This window comes from Parabacteroides sp. CH2-D42-20 (assembly GCF_003670185.1).
Classification (GTDB): Bacteria; Bacteroidota; Bacteroidia; order Bacteroidales; family Tannerellaceae; genus Parabacteroides; species Parabacteroides distasonis.
Window position 1 is genome coordinate 150,151 of record NZ_RAYG01000001.1, and the last position, 17,803, is coordinate 167,953.

Genomic DNA, 17,803 nt, shown 5'->3' on the forward strand with positions numbered 1-17,803 from the left:
GACCTATTAATATTGCTGTCGAATAGCAAAGCAAACCGCTTGTGTGTATTCTTCCTTCGGGAAGCACATTATTAACTTTTAATTTAATGTTTTTATGGGAAAAAAGAGTGAAGGTAAGACGAGGAAATGCCTGACTTTATTAGGTGGACGAACCTCTTTGTTACTTTGTTTATCTTTAATGTTTCAGTCCTCTTATGCGGCCGGAGATTCTACTGTTCCTGAAATGGGAAACATGGAGATTCATCAGATCGCACAGCAAAGTTCAACCATTAAAGGTGTAGTAAAAGACCAAAAGGGTGAACCTCTGATTGGCGTTAGTATTGTTGTGAAAGGAACCACGAACGGAACAGCTTCGGACTTTGACGGAAATTTCACCTTGGATGTGCCGGATAACAGCACATTGGTATTTTCCTTCATCGGCTTCAAACCCCAAGAAGTTCGTTATACCGGGCAAAAAACATTGAACATAGTCTTAGCTGAAGACTCTGAGACACTAGACGAGGTAGTAGTCGTTGGCTACGGTTCCCAAAAGAAAGGTGAGATCACCTCATCCGTTACCAGCGTGAAAGCATCCGACTTTAACAAGGCACCGGTAGTGAACCCGATGCAATTGGTGGAAGGACGTGTAGCTGGTCTGACTGTATCACGTGGTAGCACCGACCCTAATGGCGAGGTAAAAGTACAGATGCGTGGTGCCTCATCTCTGAAAGGTAGCAATGAGCCTCTCGTTATTATTGACGGTATGCCGGGTAATATGACTTCTTTGAATGCTATCGCACCCGAGGATATCGAGGCGATCGACGTATTGAAAGACGGTTCCGCAGCCGCTATCTACGGAACCCGGGGTAATAACGGTGTGATCATCGTCTCCACGAGACGTCCGCAAGCCGGAACTACTCAAGTGGATTACTCAGGATATATCATGCACGAGGCGGTTTATAAACGACCGGAAATCTTAAATGGAGACGAGTTCGTCGCTTATGGCAAGGAAACCAACAACGCCAATATCCGCGACTTTGGTGGACGGGATAACCATTACGACGCTTTATTGAATAAGAGTAATTTCACCCATGTACACAACTTGACCGCTACAGGTGGTAATGGTAAGACAAACTATCGCGCTTCTTTAAATTACAAAAAGAATGATGGTATGATCCGTAACACCAGCCGTGAAACGATCAATGGCTCTATCGCCGTGAACCACCGTGCGTTTGATGATAAACTACAGCTTTCTTTCAATCTAGCAAACTCTTTCGTGAAAGTGGACGCAGTTTCCGATGATGTGGATAAGGTAGGAGATATCCCTAATTACGGCATATTATACCAGGCGATCCGTATCAACCCGACGATGCCTATTTATAAGGAAGACGGCTCCTTCTGGGAAACTTACAGCGGTTACGAAGATTTCAACCCGGTAGCCCGCATATACCAGCGTACCAAGAAAAAGGAATTCAAGAATTTATTGGCGAACTTCAAGGCTCAATATGAGATTATCCCCGGTCTGACAGCCGCCGCTTTCTTCGCTATGGAGAAGAACGACGCATTAACTAACGATTATAGTATGCGTGAGGAATATAGCCAATATAAAGACGGTACAAACGGACGCGCCAAAAAAGAATATTATCAGAATACCAACCGTACTACTGAATGGACAGCAAACTACAATACTTCCATCAACGGCGTACACAATATTACCGGTTTGCTGGGATACAGTTACCAAGATTTTGAATACGAGCAATTCAGCGCCGAGAACAAGAACTTCTTGACGGACGTATTCGGTACCAATAACCTAGAAGCCGGCGGTTACCTAAAAGATGGTAAGGCCGAGATGAAGAGTAAAAAAGAGACCAGCAAACTGATCGCCTTCTTCGCCCGCGCCAACTATAATTACGACGGTAAATACATGGCCAGCGCCTCTATCCGCCGTGAAGGTTCCACGAAGTTCGGAGCGAACAACAAATGGGCTTGGTTCCCCTCTGTCAGCGCAGGCTGGATGATCTCTCGTGAGGACTTCATGGAGAGCCAAGAAGTATTCGACGTATTGAAATTCCGTGCCGGTTTCGGTATCACGGGTAGTCTACCTACCGATCCGTATATGTCTCTCGCTACCTACGGTACAGGCGCTGGAGCTTGGAACGCTTACACCGGTTCATGGCTAACCGCCACTTACGGTCCGAATATCAACCCGAATCCGGATTTGAAATGGGAGAAGAATGAGTCCTTGAACATCGGTTTCGACTTCGGCTTGCTAGGTGGACGCCTAAATGGTACGATCGATTGGTATAGTCGTACGACTCGCGACTTGATCAGTAGCTACAATGCCCAACAGCCATCCTTGATCTACAACACGATCACCACCAACGTAGGCACGATGAGAAATAGAGGTATAGAATTAGCATTAAACGCAGAGGTCGTAAAGACTAAGGATTTCTCTTACACGGCTAATTTCACGTTCTCATACGAGAATAATAAATTGACATCTTTGTCTAACGACGTGTACAAATCTTCTTACGAGGATCAATATGACCTGCCCTCTCCGGGTAACCCGGGCAAGGCTTACCGCCTACAAGAAGGACAGCCGATCGCGTCATTCTTCGGTTATGTATGCGATGGTATCAACCCGGACGGAACTTGGAATCTTCGCGACATAGACGGAAAGGAAGGTCTGTCTGACGCTGACCGTACCTTTATCGGTAATGGTTTGCCGAAATTCAAGGCTGGCTTACAGAACACATTTACCTATAAGAACTTTGACTTCAGCTTCTTCCTGCGCGGTATGTTTGATTATGACGTATTGAACGAGGGTGCTATTTATTTCGGAACGACTGTCAATATCGATCAGTCTGGCACAAACGTATATAAGGATGCCTTGAAGAACAAGGTAACAGAGCAACCATTGTTCTCTTCTTATTATCTAGAGAAAGGGAACTTCTTGAAGATCGATAACGTGACACTAGGTTATACATTCAACTTCAAAAATAATAAATATGTGCGCAACTTACGTATTTATGGTAATGTCACCAATCTTGCGACTATTACAGGATACTCAGGTTTAACCCCTGACGTAAACGTAACAGGACTACAAGCAGGTATAGAGAAGCGCGGATCTTATCCCACCACCCGTACCTTCACGTTTGGCGTTAATTTTGGATTCTAATTAAGTAACAATAGATTTAAGACAATACAATGAAAGCTTTAAAAAATATATGCGCAATTTCATTATTGCTGGGAGCTACCGCATTTACCTCTTGTACGGACCTGACAGAGGAAATACATAGCTCGGTAATCGCTGAAAATTATTACAACAATGCAGGCGAGGTAATGGCCGCCATGATGCGTCCATGGGGGCACTTCTGTGGAACCATGCAAGTAGCCCAATCGCCTTGGTCATGTAACGAGTTATCTTCCGACGGTGCCGCATGGCCTCAAAAAGGTCGCCACGGCTATGACAATGGAGACTGGATTCGCTTACACCGCCATCAATGGATTCCTACGGATGGTCAAGTAGTGGATGCTTGGAAAAAATTATTTGAAGGTATCGGATATGCTAACAACTTCCTTACAGATACAGAGAATATAGATTTTGAAGCACTCCAAGTTCCAATGTCTAAAGCACAAGCACAAGCGGAGATGCGTGTATATCGCGCTTACTGTTATTGGTATGTGATGGATATGTTCGGTACGGCTCCAATTTGCGAGAAAATCGGTGAAATCAATCCTTCCTCCAAATCTCGCGCAGAGTTATTCGCTTGGATCGAAAAAGAGTTAAACGAGAGTATTCCTTCTTTGTCAGAGAGTAAAACAGAGACCTACGGACGTGTATCCAAATGGGGGGCTTACGCATTACTGGCTCGTCTCTATTTGAATGCGGAAATTTATACTGGACAAGCACGCTGGGATGATTGTATCGCTGCTTGCGATGAATTAGCTAAGGGAGGTTTCGCATTGGATAAGAAGTGGAATGACACTTTCCGTGCGGATAACGACAAGCGATCTACCGAGATTATCTGGTCAATCGTGTATGATGAAGTATATGCCAAAGGAATGGGCTGGTATCAACGTTGGTTGCATTACGCACACCAAACTGGCTGGGATTTGCAATCCGGTCCTTGGAACGGCTTGGTGACGCAACCTACCTTTTATGACTCATTCGCTGACAACGACTTGAGAAAAATTGAGGGTTTCTTGATCGGTAAGCAATATCCTCGCAAAGTAGATGAAAACGGTAATTACTACTACGACACGACCGCAGAGCCTTTGAAAGGTTCAGAGGAGTACAATGGGCAGGATTTGGTATTCGTAAACTACATTAAGTCCATGACCGAGGGCGAAGAAAACAGCGGCGCTCGCTCTATCAAGTATGAGATCCAACCGGGTACTACCGGCGATATGAACAACGACTGGGTGATGTTCCGTTATTCCGAGGTTATCTATAACAAAGCGGAGGCCTTGATGCGTAAGAACGGGGGCAAAGCAACGCAAGAAGTGGTAGATATGATCAACAGCGTTCGTCAACGTTCTTTCAAGGCAGAGGATTGGGAGAAAGCGAAATATACGACCGCTACATTGACAATGGATGAGTTCTTAGCCGAAAAAGGTAGAGAGTTTGCTTTCGAAGGAATCCGCCGTACAGACTTGGTTCGTTTCAACAAGTTCGTAACCACTTCTTGGTGGGACAAGACTGCATCCAACGAACCAAAGCGTAATATCTTCCCTATTCCGCAAAGACAATTGGATGCTAACGCAAACTTATCTCCGAACGAGGCTAACTCATTGTTCTAAATATCAACTAAGTATAGTAGAAATCCATTATTAACAAATTAGCACTTGACAATGATAGAGGACTACTATACTTATTGATCTGAAAATATAAAAGGTTACCTTTGTCACTATCAAAGGTTATCCTTGGAACTATCAAAGGTGACCTTTTATGTTTCATCCTTTTCTAACTAATTGATACGACATGATAAATCTCAAGAAATCGATGTGTTGCCTCTTTCTGGCAGCCAGCTCAACAGTAGCGATCGCACAGACCAGTGTAGTTGATCTTGTAAACCCGATCATCGGGACGAATGGAATGGGACATACGTTCCCGGGTGCTTGCGTACCCTTCGGACTCGTACAACTCAGTCCGGATACGGATACCATACCACACAACGTAGATGGTAAATACCAACCTCGCTCCTACGAGTATTGCGCAGGTTATCAACATAAAGACAGTAGCATCGTAGGTTTCAGCCACACCCACTTCAGCGGTACCGGCCACTCCGACCTCGGGGATATCTTGATTATGCCTACCACCGGAACGTTGAAGCTAAACCCCGGAACGGCCACGAATCCCGATGGCGGTTACCGTTCCCGTTTCTCGCATGGCACCGAGATATCCCGTCCCGGATACTACGAGGTGATGCTCGCCGATTATGGCGTAAAGGCACAACTGACCACCACCCAACGGGTCGGCATCCACAAATACACATACCCTACGAACAGTGAGAACCAACGCATTATCCTTGATATGATTCACGGGATCTATAACTATGACGGCAAAGTTCTTTGGACCAATATTCGCGTAGAGAACGATACGCTGGTAACCGGCTATCGTATCACAAACGGTTGGGCACGTACCAACTATACTTATTTCGCCATGTCTTTCTCCAAACCGATCACGCATTACGGATGCGAAGAGAAAGCGAAAGTTAATTATCGGGGCGGTTATGCCAAGTTCAATATGAAAGAGAACTTCCCGGATATCGGAGGACGTAAGATCGTCGCTTATTTTGATTTCGATCCGAAAACGTCTGATGAGTTGGAAGTGAAAGTCGCCCTTTCCGGAGTCAGCACCGAGGGAGCCTTGAAAAATCTACGTGCCGAGGCTTCCGGTGCGGACTTCGACCAATTAGCCGCCAAAGCCTCCGATACTTGGAATAAAGCGCTCTCCGTCATCGACGCAAAAGGAAGCGATGATCAATTGGCTATGCTTTACACCTCCTTGTATCACACGATGATCAATCCTTGCGTATACACAGACGTTGACGGTCAATACCGCGGACTCGACCATAATATCCATCAAGCGGACGGATTCACGAACTATACGGTTTTTTCCGTATGGGATACGTATCGTGCCCTACATCCCCTGTTCAATATCATCAACCGACAAGTTAACACGGATATCGCCAAATCTATGTTGAAACATTGCGAGCAAAGCGTTCATCATGCCTTGCCGATCTGGAGCCATATGGCAAATGAGAACTGGTGCATGATCGGTTATCATTCCGTCTCTGTCTTGGCGGACGCTATCGCCAAAGGATTACCGATTGATAAAGACGCCGCGTTAAAAGCGATGATCAGCAGTTCTACGATTCCGTATTATGAGGGGACCAAAGAGTTTATGGAATTAGGTTATGTTCCTTTAGATCGCAACGGTAGCGCAGGCTCCTTGACTTTGGAGTATGCTTATGATGATTGGACAATCTATAATACAGCTTTATTAGCGGGAAACCGATCCGTGGCCGATACCTATAAAAAGCGTGCGTCCAATTACGCGAATGTATTCGATACCTCGATCGGATATGCCCGTCCCCGTTATACGAATGGTAAATTCAAAGAGGACTTCAGTTTGTTAAGCACGCACGGTGAAGGGTTTATCGAGGGAAATGCCTTGAATTATTCCTTCTATGTCCCTCAAGATGTCAATGGTATGATTCAGTTGATGGGAGGCGAGCAAGCATTCATCACTAAAATGGATTCCTTATTCACGATGCATCTTCCCGATGAGTTCTTTGCCGAGACCGAAGACGTAACCAAAGAAGGATTACTAGGAGGTTATGTACACGGCAACGAACCCAGCCATCACATCCCATTCTTATACACATGGACCAGCCAGCCTTGGAAAACCCAATATTGGCAACGTGAGATCATGAATAAGATGTATCGCAACAATATCGACGGCCTTTGCGGTAACGACGACTGCGGCCAGATGTCCGCTTGGTATATCCTTTCCGCCATGGGATTCTATCCGGTTTGCCCGGGTACGGATCAATACGTATTAGGCGCTCCTTACCTTCCCTATATGAAGGTCCGCTTGGAGAATGGTAAGACTTTCGAGGTAAAAGCCGATAAAGTCAGCGACAAGAACCGTTATGTAAAAGCGGTAAAGCTAAACGGGAAACCCTATACCAAAGGATACATCACGCAGGATGACATCATGAACGGTGGAACGCTCACTTTCGAGATGACTTCCAGCCCGAACAAAAAGCGATTGTTCAACGGAGAGGATCGCCCTTATTCACTGACGGATTAACCCATTTTATCAGAAAAAACAGACAAGACTCATGAAGTATAAACAATTAATCAGCGGTGCTTTCCTGCTATGGACTTGCATCGCTTGCTCCGGCAAAAAGGAACAGGCGGCTACGGTAGCGGAAGCCACCTCAAGTCCTTGGGATAATTATTACATCGGAAAGATCGATTTCAAGAATCTTTCCCCCGAGGCTAAGGGCTCGGCGATCTATGCCGCCGTTATCCCTGATCCGGAAGCTTATATTACCAAGCACGCCCGCAAAGTCGTAGAGACACTTTATTTCACTCCGGAAGATAGTATCCCGGGCATCGAGGAGATCCACTATACATTAAAGGAATACGACGGGGTATCCGCAAAAGACGGAGCGCCCCCTTCCATCAGTATCGTATACAGCACGAAATGGATCGAGAAAAGTTTTGCCAATAATGACACCGCGAAAGTGGATTACGAGACCCGTGGCGTATTATACCATGAGCTGACGCATGGTTTCCAATTGGAGCCTCAAGGCATAGGTAGCTATGGGACTAATAAGACTTTCTGGGCTATGATAGAAGGTGTGGCGGATGCCGTAAGATACCTGAACGGCGGTTTTACCTTGGAAGATCGTCCCAAAGGCGGCCATTATATGGATGGTTACCGCACGACAGGCTTCTTCCTCGCATGGCTTACTCAAACCAAGAGCCCGGATTTCCTGCGGAAGTTCAACCGAAGCACATTAGAGGTTATTCCTTGGTCGTTCGATGGTGGCGTGAAATACGCGCTCGGCAATGATCATGATATAGACTCCTTATGGAAAGAATATATGGCAACGATGGGAGATGAAGCGTAGCCCCGGCAAAGGCTACGACCAACGGCGGTAACACTCAACAAGTTACCGCCGTTCTTTTATAGTATCACTCCCGACCTTCCGCCAATAGGCATTATAAGGTCGCAACAATGCCCATCGTAAGCTCCTTATACTGCCCATCCTAACAACCTTACAATGGGCATTGTTACATTATTCCCCTAAAACACCTTCCTTATTTGCATTTCCGTAAACATATATCTACTTTTGCGAAAAAGTAAATATGGAACTTTATACCCGAATCCTGTTGCCGAAAGCACGATTCTCTTTCTCGTATGAGGACCGGGTCGTGATGATGGGCTCCTGCTTCGCCGAGAATATCGGGCGGAAACTGGAAGAGAATAAATTCTCCGTAGATATAAACCCATTCGGTACTCTGTATAACCCGGCTTCCGTAGCGGAAGGATTGCGGATGCTGCTACGCCCGGAGCGTTTCACTCCCGGCGATTTATTCCAGCATGAGGGCATATACCATAGTTTTACCCATCATAGCCGTTTCTCCGCTCCCTCGGAAGAAGAATGCCTAGGCCATATAAACAGCCGCTTATCCGAATCCTCCGATTTCCTGCGAAAAGCGACCCGGTTGGTAATCACGTTGGGAACCGCTTTCGTCTACCGCCTCAAGAGCGACGGGCGAATCGTGTCGAATTGCCATAAGCTACCGGAAAAGATGTTCGACCGGCAACGATTATCCACGCAAGAGATCGTCGAGGACTGGAAACCTCTGTTACTAGCCCTTTGGGAACAAAACCCCGCCTTGAAAATCTTATTTACCGTAAGTCCGATCCGCCACTGGAAAGACGGGGCGCACGAGAACCAACTCAGCAAAGCCACCCTATTGCTAGCCACGGACGCCTTACAGAAAGATTATCCCGACCGAATCGCCTACTTCCCCGCTTATGAGATCCTTATGGACGAGCTCCGGGATTATCGTTTCTATGCGGACGATATGCTCCATCCCTCCCCATTGGCCATTGATTATATTTGGCAACGTTTTATCGAAAATTTCTTATCCACAGACACTTCGGCAATCCTTAAAGAATGGGGTGATATTCAAAAAGCTATTAACCATAAGCCTTTTCAACCGGATAGCGAGGCCTATAAGCGGTTTATCCTTCAAACTTTGTTAAAGATGGAACGAATTAGCGAGAAAATTCCTTCCTTTGATATCAGAAAAGAGATCGAAATAGTAAAGTCTAAACTAAAATAAAAGAATGGAATACGCAATTAAAGAAATAGCAAGAGTTATCGGTGCTAAAACAAACCAATTGCTTGACGATACGGTCAGTTTGTTGTTGACAGATAGCCGTCGTCTCTCCTTCCCGGAACAAAGCCTCTTCTTCGCCTTGAAAACCAAGACGAACGACGGACATAGATATATACAGGAACTCTATAAACTTCGTGTTCGCAACTTCGTGGTAAGCGATATGCTACCGGAGTTCGAGAGCATGAAGGATGCGAACTTCCTGATCGTAAAAGATACGTTACGAGCTTTACAAAAGCTGGCCACCCACCACAGGAAGCAATTCAACATCCCCGTGATCGGTATCACCGGTAGCAACGGAAAGACGATCGTAAAGGAATTCCTCTATCAACTGCTGCATAACGAGTTCAACATCGTACGTTCGCCCCGGAGCTACAACTCCCAGTTGGGGGTTCCTCTCTCGGTATGGCAGATGAGCGAGAAAAATACACTGGGCATCTTCGAGGCCGGTATCTCACAACCGGACGAGATGGAACGCCTGCAACCCATTATCGCCCCCACGATCGGTATCATCACGAATATCGGGGAGGCTCATCAAGAGAATTTCCTCTCCTCCAATCAGAAATGTATGGAGAAGCTGACGCTTTTCAATGATTGCGAAGCCATTATTTATGATGGGGATGATTTATTTATCGCCAATTGTATCGAATCGGCTTGCCTTTCCCATAAAGCGATTGCGTGGAGCCGTACGGACTCCGAGGCTCCTTTGTTTATCGAGTCTATCGATAAGAAAGAGTTTGAGACGATCATTCACTGTACTTTACTGGGCTTCAACCGGGTCGTTACCATTCCGTTCACGGACGACGCTTCTATCGAGAACGTGATCCATTGTATGGCGGTTATGCTTTACCTAAAACCCACCAGCGTAAACGACGTAACAAAATTCTTACATCTTGAGCCGGTGGCTATGCGATTGGACGTAAAGCAAGGTATCAACAATTGCCTGTTGATAAATGATACCTATAACTCGGATATCAACTCCTTGGATATCGCGCTCGATTTCCAACAAAGCCGCCGGGTAGGCAAGCAATTAAAGAGCACTTTAATCCTCTCCGATATCCTTCAATCGGGCACCTTGCCGAAATCTCTATATAAGAAGGTCGCCGATTTGGTTCGCCGTAAGAAGATAGATCGTATCATCGGTATCGGCCGCGACTTAAAGGAATATGCTTCCGTCTTCGAGATCGAGAAGGAGTTTTACACGACCACCGAGGAATTTATCAAGTCTCCTTCCTTCAAGAAATTCAAGGATGAGTTGATTTTGATTAAAGGTTCCCGCCATTTCCATTTCGAGCAGATCTCCGAAATGCTGGAGAAAAAGGTGCATGAGACGATCCTAGAGGTAAATCTGGACGCGATCGTACACAACTTCAATCAGTATCGTTCCAAGCTAAAGCCGGAGACTAAGATGGTTTGTATGGTAAAAGCTTTCGGTTATGGAGCCGGCTCTTACGAGCTGGCGAAGACCCTTCAAGAACATCGTTGCGACTATCTGGCCGTGGCGGTAGCCGACGAGGGAGCCGAATTGCGTAAAGAAGGTATCTCGATCCCTATTATCGTCATGAATCCGGAATTCAGCAGTTTCAATGTCTTGTTCGAGAACCATCTGGAACCGGAAGTCTATAGCTTCCGCCTATTGGATGCCATGATCCGGGAGACCGAGCGCAGAGGCATCACCTCTTACCCTATCCATATCAAGATCGATACTGGCATGCATCGCCTAGGGTTTCAACCGGAGGATGTCCCGGCGATCTGTGAACGCTTGAGAGCGCAATCCGGGGTTATCGCCCGTTCGGTTTTCTCTCATTTAGCCGGAAGCGACTCGTACGTCTTCGATGATTTTACCCATCAACAATTGGATAAATTCACCAAAGCCGCAGGGGAATTAGAAAATGGGTTAGAGTATAAGGTAATCAAACATATCCTAAACTCCGCAGGAATCGAGCGTTTCGCCGCTTATCAAATGGATATGGTACGTTTAGGTATCGGTTTATATGGAGTAAGCGCATCCGGACAAAAAGGCTTACGGAATGTCAGCACCTTGAAGACGACGATCCTGCAAATACAAAACGTACCCGCAGGGGATTCGATCGGTTATAGCCGTATGAGTTATGTGAAACGTGATTCCCGGATCGCTATCATCCCGATCGGATACGCCGACGGATTGGATCGCCACTTCAGCAACGGAGGCGGGGAGGTCTTGATCAATGGACAACGCTGCCCGATTATCGGCAACATCTGCATGGACGCTTGCATGATCGACGTCACCGACATCCATGTGCAAGAAGGCGACGCCGTAATTATTTTCGGCGACGAACTACCGGTGAGCGAACTTTCGGATAAACTGAAAACAATCCCTTATGAGATATTAACCTCTATCTCGCCTCGGGTAAAGAGGGTTTATTTCCGGGAATAAGAAGTAACTGCCAACAAAGAATGGCTCTACCTTGTTTTAATATCAAGGCACATATTCAAATGTCAGGCTATGATATTCATTTGCGTATGTTGCACATTTTGTGTATGTTTGTGCCGTAATTAATAAACAAGAGGTATGAGTCATAATTTATTGAAAGGCAAGAGAGGCATTATCTTCGGTGCGCTGAACGATATGTCTATCGCCTGGAAAGTGGCAGAAAGAGCCGTAGAGGAAGGTGCGACTATCACGTTAAGCAATACGCCTATCGCTGTTCGTATGGGTCAGGTAGATGCTTTGGCGGAGAAGTTGAACGCGCAGGTAATCCCGGCGGACGCAACCAGCGTAGAGGATCTGGAGACCGTATTCGCGAAGTCAGTGGAAATATTAGGTGGTAAAATAGATTTTGTTTTACATTCTATCGGTATGAGCCCGAACGTACGCAAGAAACGTACGTACGATGATCTGGACTATGGAATGCTGGAAAAGACGTTGGATATCTCCGCTATCTCTTTCCACAAGATGCTACAGGTAGCCAAGAAACAAGACGCTATCGCCGAGAATGGTTCCGTAGTGGCATTAAGTTATGTGGCCGCCCAGCGCACGTTCTTCGGATACAACGATATGGCGGACGCTAAGAGCCTGCTGGAATCTATCGCCCGTAGTTTCGGTTACATCTATGGCCGTGAGAAAGGCGTACGTGTGAACACGATCTCCCAATCCCCGACAATGACAACCGCAGGTAGTGGCGTGAAGGGAATGGAACACTTGATGGACTTTTCTAACAAAATGAGTCCACTGGGTAACGCCAACGCTGACGAATGCGCGGACTATTGCGTAATGATGTTCTCCGACTTTACCCGCAAGGTAACGATGCAGAACCTATACCACGACGGTGGTTTCTCAAGCATGGGTATGAGCCTTCGTGCCATGAACCAATACAGTAAGGGATTAGAGGAATATACAGACGAGAACGGACACATTATCTACGGCTAATATGTTAGTGAGAATCTATCCGGAGAATCCGAATCAAAAAGAAATAGACAAGGTCGTCAAAGTCCTGCAGGACGGCGGCCTTGTCGTTTATCCTACCGACACGGTTTACGCGATCGGTTGCGATGCGTTAAACGTGCGTGCGGTAGAGAAAATATGTCAGATGAAAGGAGTTAATCCACAGAAAAGCAACCTGTCTATCATCTGCTACGACCTGTCTAATCTTAGTGAATACGCCAAGGTAAGCAACGCCGCTTTCAAACTGATGAAGAAACATCTGCCCGGTCCTTTCACCTTTATCTTACCCACCAGCAGCGAGCTTCCAAAGATTTACAAGAACCGGAAAGAAGTCGGAATCCGTGTACCGGACAATAACATTACCCGTACATTGGTACAATCCTTGGGAAATCCAATCCTAACCATGTCCATCCGTGACGAGGATGAGGTGATCGAATATACGACAGATCCGGAATTGATACACGAGAAATACGAGCATCAAGTGGATATCGTAATCGATGGCGGTTTCGGAGGATTGGAAGCCTCTACGGTTATAGATTGCACGACGGATAATTTCGAGATCGTACGTCAAGGCAAAGGAGAATTGTAGCTATCCACCACGATTTGTATTCGCTCCTCCGGCAGATTAGCAGGGAACTCCAAGCTTATTTCTTGTTGGTCACCCGGCATTAGCGTAATATAGTTATCCGAATAATGTACCGGTAAGATTCGTTTGCCTGTCTCCTTATCAAAGACCTTGATACGGTTGAAGAACGAGATCTGCGAATCAGCGCTCAGACGGACTGTACCCACAAAATTCGAGCCTTCCTTCTTGATATCGGTCTTGATATCCGGTCTTGACTTCGGAAGTTGAGATAAGCTGGTGTAGTCTTTCGGCTCGGTTGTCAGCCAATAAATATTGGGAACGTCCGCATTCAAAGCCAGCCGTAAGAAATAAGCACCTTTGATCCCTTCCGGAACGGGGATATCCAATAATTCCTGTACCGTATTCGCCTTGGAGCTCGCTCTCGTCTCTTTCTCCCAAAGCAGTTTGCCTTCCAGATTATAGATACGGGCTACAATCGATAAATCCGTATAATCTTTCAGGGTCGTATTCAACAATCCCGCCTTACGGGTTACCGGGTTATAATAGGCATGTAAGGGTTCACAGCCTTTCCGGGTTCCGTACAAGGAAGCATTTACATCGAGAGACCAATCATACATTTGCCCCCGCAAGGATGTCCATGGATTCTGGGTTTTCCAGATCAAGATACCCGTATACCAATCCCACATATGAGAGGCCCAGCCTTCCATAAAACTACGATATTGGTCATAATTCACGACTTGGGCATACTTACAATAGGTCTCGATATCCTTCACCTCCCCATATCGCTCCAGATGATCGCCATAGCCCAGATCCTTATGATAGCGCCACGTATAATTACGAGTAAAACCTTTCCTTGGGAAACCGGCCAAATCCTGTTCCGTCATCATCTCCCGCATACTCTCGACCTCCGGGGAACCAACCGATCCGGCTTCCGGATTAAACGGATGCGAACGGAAGCTAAAGAACCATTCCGGCTCTTGTATACCGTAAGGACCATCCCCATTATCCCCCAAATAATTCCGGGTAAACAACGTATCTGTAGAGAAACTCACGAAAAGACGCTCCGGATCTAACTGGGGGAAAACCTCCTTTCTCAAACATTGATCGATATCTTTCGCTAAAGGCCATTCATTCGCCCCACACCAGAAACAAAGACTCGGATGGTTACGGATCATTTTCACTTGATCTTCCACGGAGGCGATAAATAAATCGTGATTATCAGGATATTCCCAACGACGCTCTCGGGAATCCATCTTGGTCGGGTCCTCCCAAGCGCCATTGCAATCACCACTGCCCCACAGATCTTGAAAGACTAAGATACCGAACTCATCACAGGCGTTATAGAATTCCGGCCGTTCCACCAACGCACCTCCCCATACACGGATCATACGCAGATTCATTTCCGCATGGAAACGTACCTCATCCCGATAACGTTCCGGAGAAAGACGAAGCAGCCAATCGGAATTAATATAGTTACCACCCGTGACGTATATTTTCTGTCCGTTCACGAAGAAACGGCGTCCCCCGTTATCCGGGCATTTATCGGAAGTAATCTCCCGGATACCGTAACGCAACCGTTCACGGTCACTCACTTGATTCCCGATCTCAAAAGAGAGGTTCATATCATATAAAGGCTGCTCACCGATACCGTTAGGCCACCATAAACGAGGATTCTTTACCGCTAAAGGATTCAAGGATACCGTTTTCTTCTCGAATGGCGATAAAGTAACCGGCTGGGTTAAGCGGGTTCCGTTCGTCTCACAAACCAATAGTCCTTTTAAGGAAGTGCTCCCGGTATTCTCTAGCTCGACAGAAGTATTCACAAAAGCCTCCCTTTGAGTTTTCGTTTCCGGATCACGTACGCCGGGTACCTTGGTCACGACATAAGGAGAAGAGAGGCATACCGGCCCGGTTGTCGTAATAGAGACCTCATCCCAAATACCCGTATTCCGGTCACGTACCGGTTGTATCCAGTCCCAACCCGGCGTATATTGCATCGTATTATTCCGGGCGATCTGCCCATCGCCACCTTGTCCACCATTCGGATTTCCGGCATGTGTAGGTGGATAAACCAATACCGCTAATACATTAGGGGCATCCGTACGAAGATAAGGGGTTATATTAAAAGTCTTCCTCAAGAACATGCCCTCATGGGTATTTCGATTGATCCGCTTACCATTTAAAAAGATTTCCGCCTTATAATTAATGCCCCGGAAATTTAACCAGACATTACGTCCCTCTGGTAAATTATTGATATTAAACTGACGAGTAAACCAATAAGTATAGAAATCATTGCCGACCTCATGTATATCGGGTATCAGATTGTTATTCAAGCCGAACTCGGGAGCCGGATACATATGGTTCTCCAAAAGTGTAGTCAATACCGTGCCCGGCACACGGGCCGGTAACCATCCTGTTTTATCCAAAGGCGCCGCGCTCAACCGGTTCCCATCCATTTTCACTTCATTCGCTTTCCGGGCATACCAATCTGAGTGAATCAAGGTTTTCTCTCCCGGCTCCGGGATCGCCAACAAGGCTTGCTCCTCTGCTGATACGGGCTTTAACCAGCAAGCCAGACAAAGCCAACAAAATAAATAAATACATCTGTTCATCATATAATCTTAGATTTATCCTTCTAAAGTACTACAAAATTCAGAAGGGCCTCTTCGCAAACTCGAAGAAGCCCTTTCATTACATATTATTTAACAATAAAACCTATTAATGCCGATTAGAAATTACCTGCACCAGCTTTATCCCACCATACATGAGTACCACCTTTATCACCGGAGATCGAACCCGTATTCTCTTGGTTCAGCAGCTCGATACCTTTTTGATATTCCACGGTATTCGTATTATCCTCATTATCGGAATACAATAAACGACGAACCTGTTCATTCGTATCAATATCCCCATTACTCTTATTCACGCGGTTCGGGAATAATTTCGGATAACCTGTACGACGAAATTCCGCCCAAGCCTCGCAAGACAACGGGAAGTTCGCAATCCATTTCTGTGTAATGATACGTTGTAATTTCTTCTCATTAGTCGCGCTCTCATCCCACTTAACCGTAATATCATTCTGAGCCTTGATGCTGTTTTGACCATTAACCGGGTCGACGAAGTCCTTTTGTGTTGTCGTGCCACTGATATAAGCATCGATCTCTGTTTCTGAAATTGAGCTTACTCCGGCCAGACTTCCCTTATAAGCCAACTGATTCTTAATAGAAACACGGATACCTTGTTCATACAGTTCCTTCGCCGTACCTCCCATGTTACTCCAACCACGCAACGCACCTTCCGCACGCAAGAAATAACCTTCGGCTGCCATCATTACCGGTAAAGCTGTTGTATAAGAACAAACGATCTTCGAGAAGTTACCCCATTGATTCGGTTTAGCAGGCAAGTCACAGCCGCCGCGAATACCTAAATATTGAGTACCGGATGCAATCGTCTTCCCATCCTCACATTCAACATCAGCTTGGTTCTTCGTCATATACAGCGGTAAGCGAGGATCTTGGAATCCTTCCAGTATCGTGGTTAAGTTAGCATTCATACCACTATCTCCCCATTCGAACATACGAGTTTGCTCATTACTCAAACTCTTGTTGATCAATACATCCTGTTTTAATATAGCTCCCTTGGCAGCCTCCTCAGCTTTTTGTTTAGCTAAAGTCGGGTCGGCCTTCACGATACGCAAGGCTGCACGTAGCTTTAATTGATTGGCTACTTGAATCCACATATCCAAATCGCCATTACACCAATAGTCGAATGACTGTCTCTCCTCCAATGTGGATTTCGGACTCTGGAAATCTTGAAGCGCTTTATCTAACAATTCGAAAATGGAGTTATAAATGCTCTGCTGTGTATCATAAGAGAACGAAGCACCATTTGTCGGATCTTCGATACAAGACGTATAGGCTACCGGGCCGTAAACATCCGTCAACATCTGGATCGCATAAGCCTGAACAACACGCATCATTCCCGCATAGTCTGTCAATCCTTGTTCGTCACAAGAGGCGATCAAACGACGTGTATTATTGAAAATGTGTAAATAAACATTCTCATACATACCTCCACAAAAACTACGATTCAACGCATAATCCACGTTACCGGAACCATTGAAATTATGTGGTGTCATGAAATAACCGCTAAACAAGTCTACGTTCAAACTAAAGCAGTACTGGAACAAGTTCTGTTGCGGAGCATATACATAAGACAGCGGTTCTTTAAACTGCGCGGAGAAAGGAAGCGTGTTCGGGTCTACCTCATACTGATCGGTATTCAATGTCTCAAAATCGTCTGTACAGCTCACGGTTGTTAATCCTGTGCTAAAAGCTAAAGCTGATACAGCCGCATATTTTAGAATTCTATTTAGTTTCATAAGT

The 17,803-nt window shown here is 46.0% G+C and carries 10 protein-coding genes; 8 read left to right on the top strand and 2 right to left on the bottom strand.

Annotated features, from left to right (window positions below; genetic code table 11):
* Positions 1 to 94: 94 nt before the first annotated feature.
* From D7V92_RS00530 to D7V92_RS00565, 8 genes are all read left to right on the top strand, one after another.
* Positions 95 to 3,157, top strand: a complete 3,063-nt coding sequence (locus tag D7V92_RS00530) for a TonB-dependent receptor (RefSeq protein ID WP_121772067.1) — start codon at positions 95 to 97, stop codon at positions 3,155 to 3,157.
* Between the two features lie 29 nt (positions 3,158 to 3,186).
* Positions 3,187 to 4,782 (top strand): RagB/SusD family nutrient uptake outer membrane protein, encoded by a 1,596-nt coding sequence (locus D7V92_RS00535; protein ID WP_121772068.1) that lies wholly within the window; start codon positions 3,187 to 3,189, stop codon positions 4,780 to 4,782.
* 181 nt (positions 4,783 to 4,963) lie between these two features.
* Positions 4,964 to 7,300, top strand: coding sequence for a GH92 family glycosyl hydrolase (locus tag D7V92_RS00540; RefSeq protein WP_121772069.1), 2,337 nt, complete (start codon positions 4,964 to 4,966; stop codon positions 7,298 to 7,300).
* A gap of 31 nt (positions 7,301 to 7,331) precedes the next feature.
* Positions 7,332 to 8,129 carry a basic secretory family protein gene (locus D7V92_RS00545; RefSeq protein ID WP_008772888.1) on the top strand — a complete coding sequence of 266 codons (798 nt, stop codon included), beginning with the start codon at positions 7,332 to 7,334 and terminating at the stop codon, positions 8,127 to 8,129.
* A 238-nt stretch (positions 8,130 to 8,367) separates the two neighbouring features.
* Positions 8,368 to 9,354: a GSCFA domain-containing protein gene (locus tag D7V92_RS00550; protein ID WP_008779137.1), complete on the top strand. Its 987-nt coding sequence runs from the start codon at positions 8,368 to 8,370 to the stop codon at positions 9,352 to 9,354.
* Between the two features lie 4 nt (positions 9,355 to 9,358).
* Complete coding sequence (locus tag D7V92_RS00555; protein ID WP_121772070.1) at positions 9,359 to 11,824, top strand: bifunctional UDP-N-acetylmuramoyl-tripeptide:D-alanyl-D-alanine ligase/alanine racemase; 2,466 nt, start codon at positions 9,359 to 9,361, stop codon at positions 11,822 to 11,824.
* A gap of 135 nt (positions 11,825 to 11,959) precedes the next feature.
* Positions 11,960 to 12,817, top strand: coding sequence for an enoyl-ACP reductase (locus D7V92_RS00560; protein WP_005859732.1), 858 nt, complete (start codon positions 11,960 to 11,962; stop codon positions 12,815 to 12,817).
* Position 12,818: 1 nt separating this feature from the next.
* Positions 12,819 to 13,421: an L-threonylcarbamoyladenylate synthase gene (locus D7V92_RS00565; protein ID WP_005867379.1), complete on the top strand. Its 603-nt coding sequence runs from the start codon at positions 12,819 to 12,821 to the stop codon at positions 13,419 to 13,421.
* Here D7V92_RS00565 and D7V92_RS00570 read toward each other — a convergent pair.
* On the bottom strand, positions 13,400 to 16,033 hold the full coding sequence (locus D7V92_RS00570) for a glycoside hydrolase family 2 TIM barrel-domain containing protein (protein ID WP_121772071.1): 2,634 nt from the start codon (positions 16,031 to 16,033) through the stop codon (positions 13,400 to 13,402). The genes D7V92_RS00565 and D7V92_RS00570 overlap by 22 nt on opposite strands.
* A 113-nt stretch (positions 16,034 to 16,146) precedes the next feature.
* Entirely contained in the window at positions 16,147 to 17,799 is a 1,653-nt protein-coding gene (locus D7V92_RS00575; RefSeq protein WP_121772072.1) for a SusD/RagB family nutrient-binding outer membrane lipoprotein, read from the bottom strand.
* Positions 17,800 to 17,803: the final 4 nt, after the last annotated feature.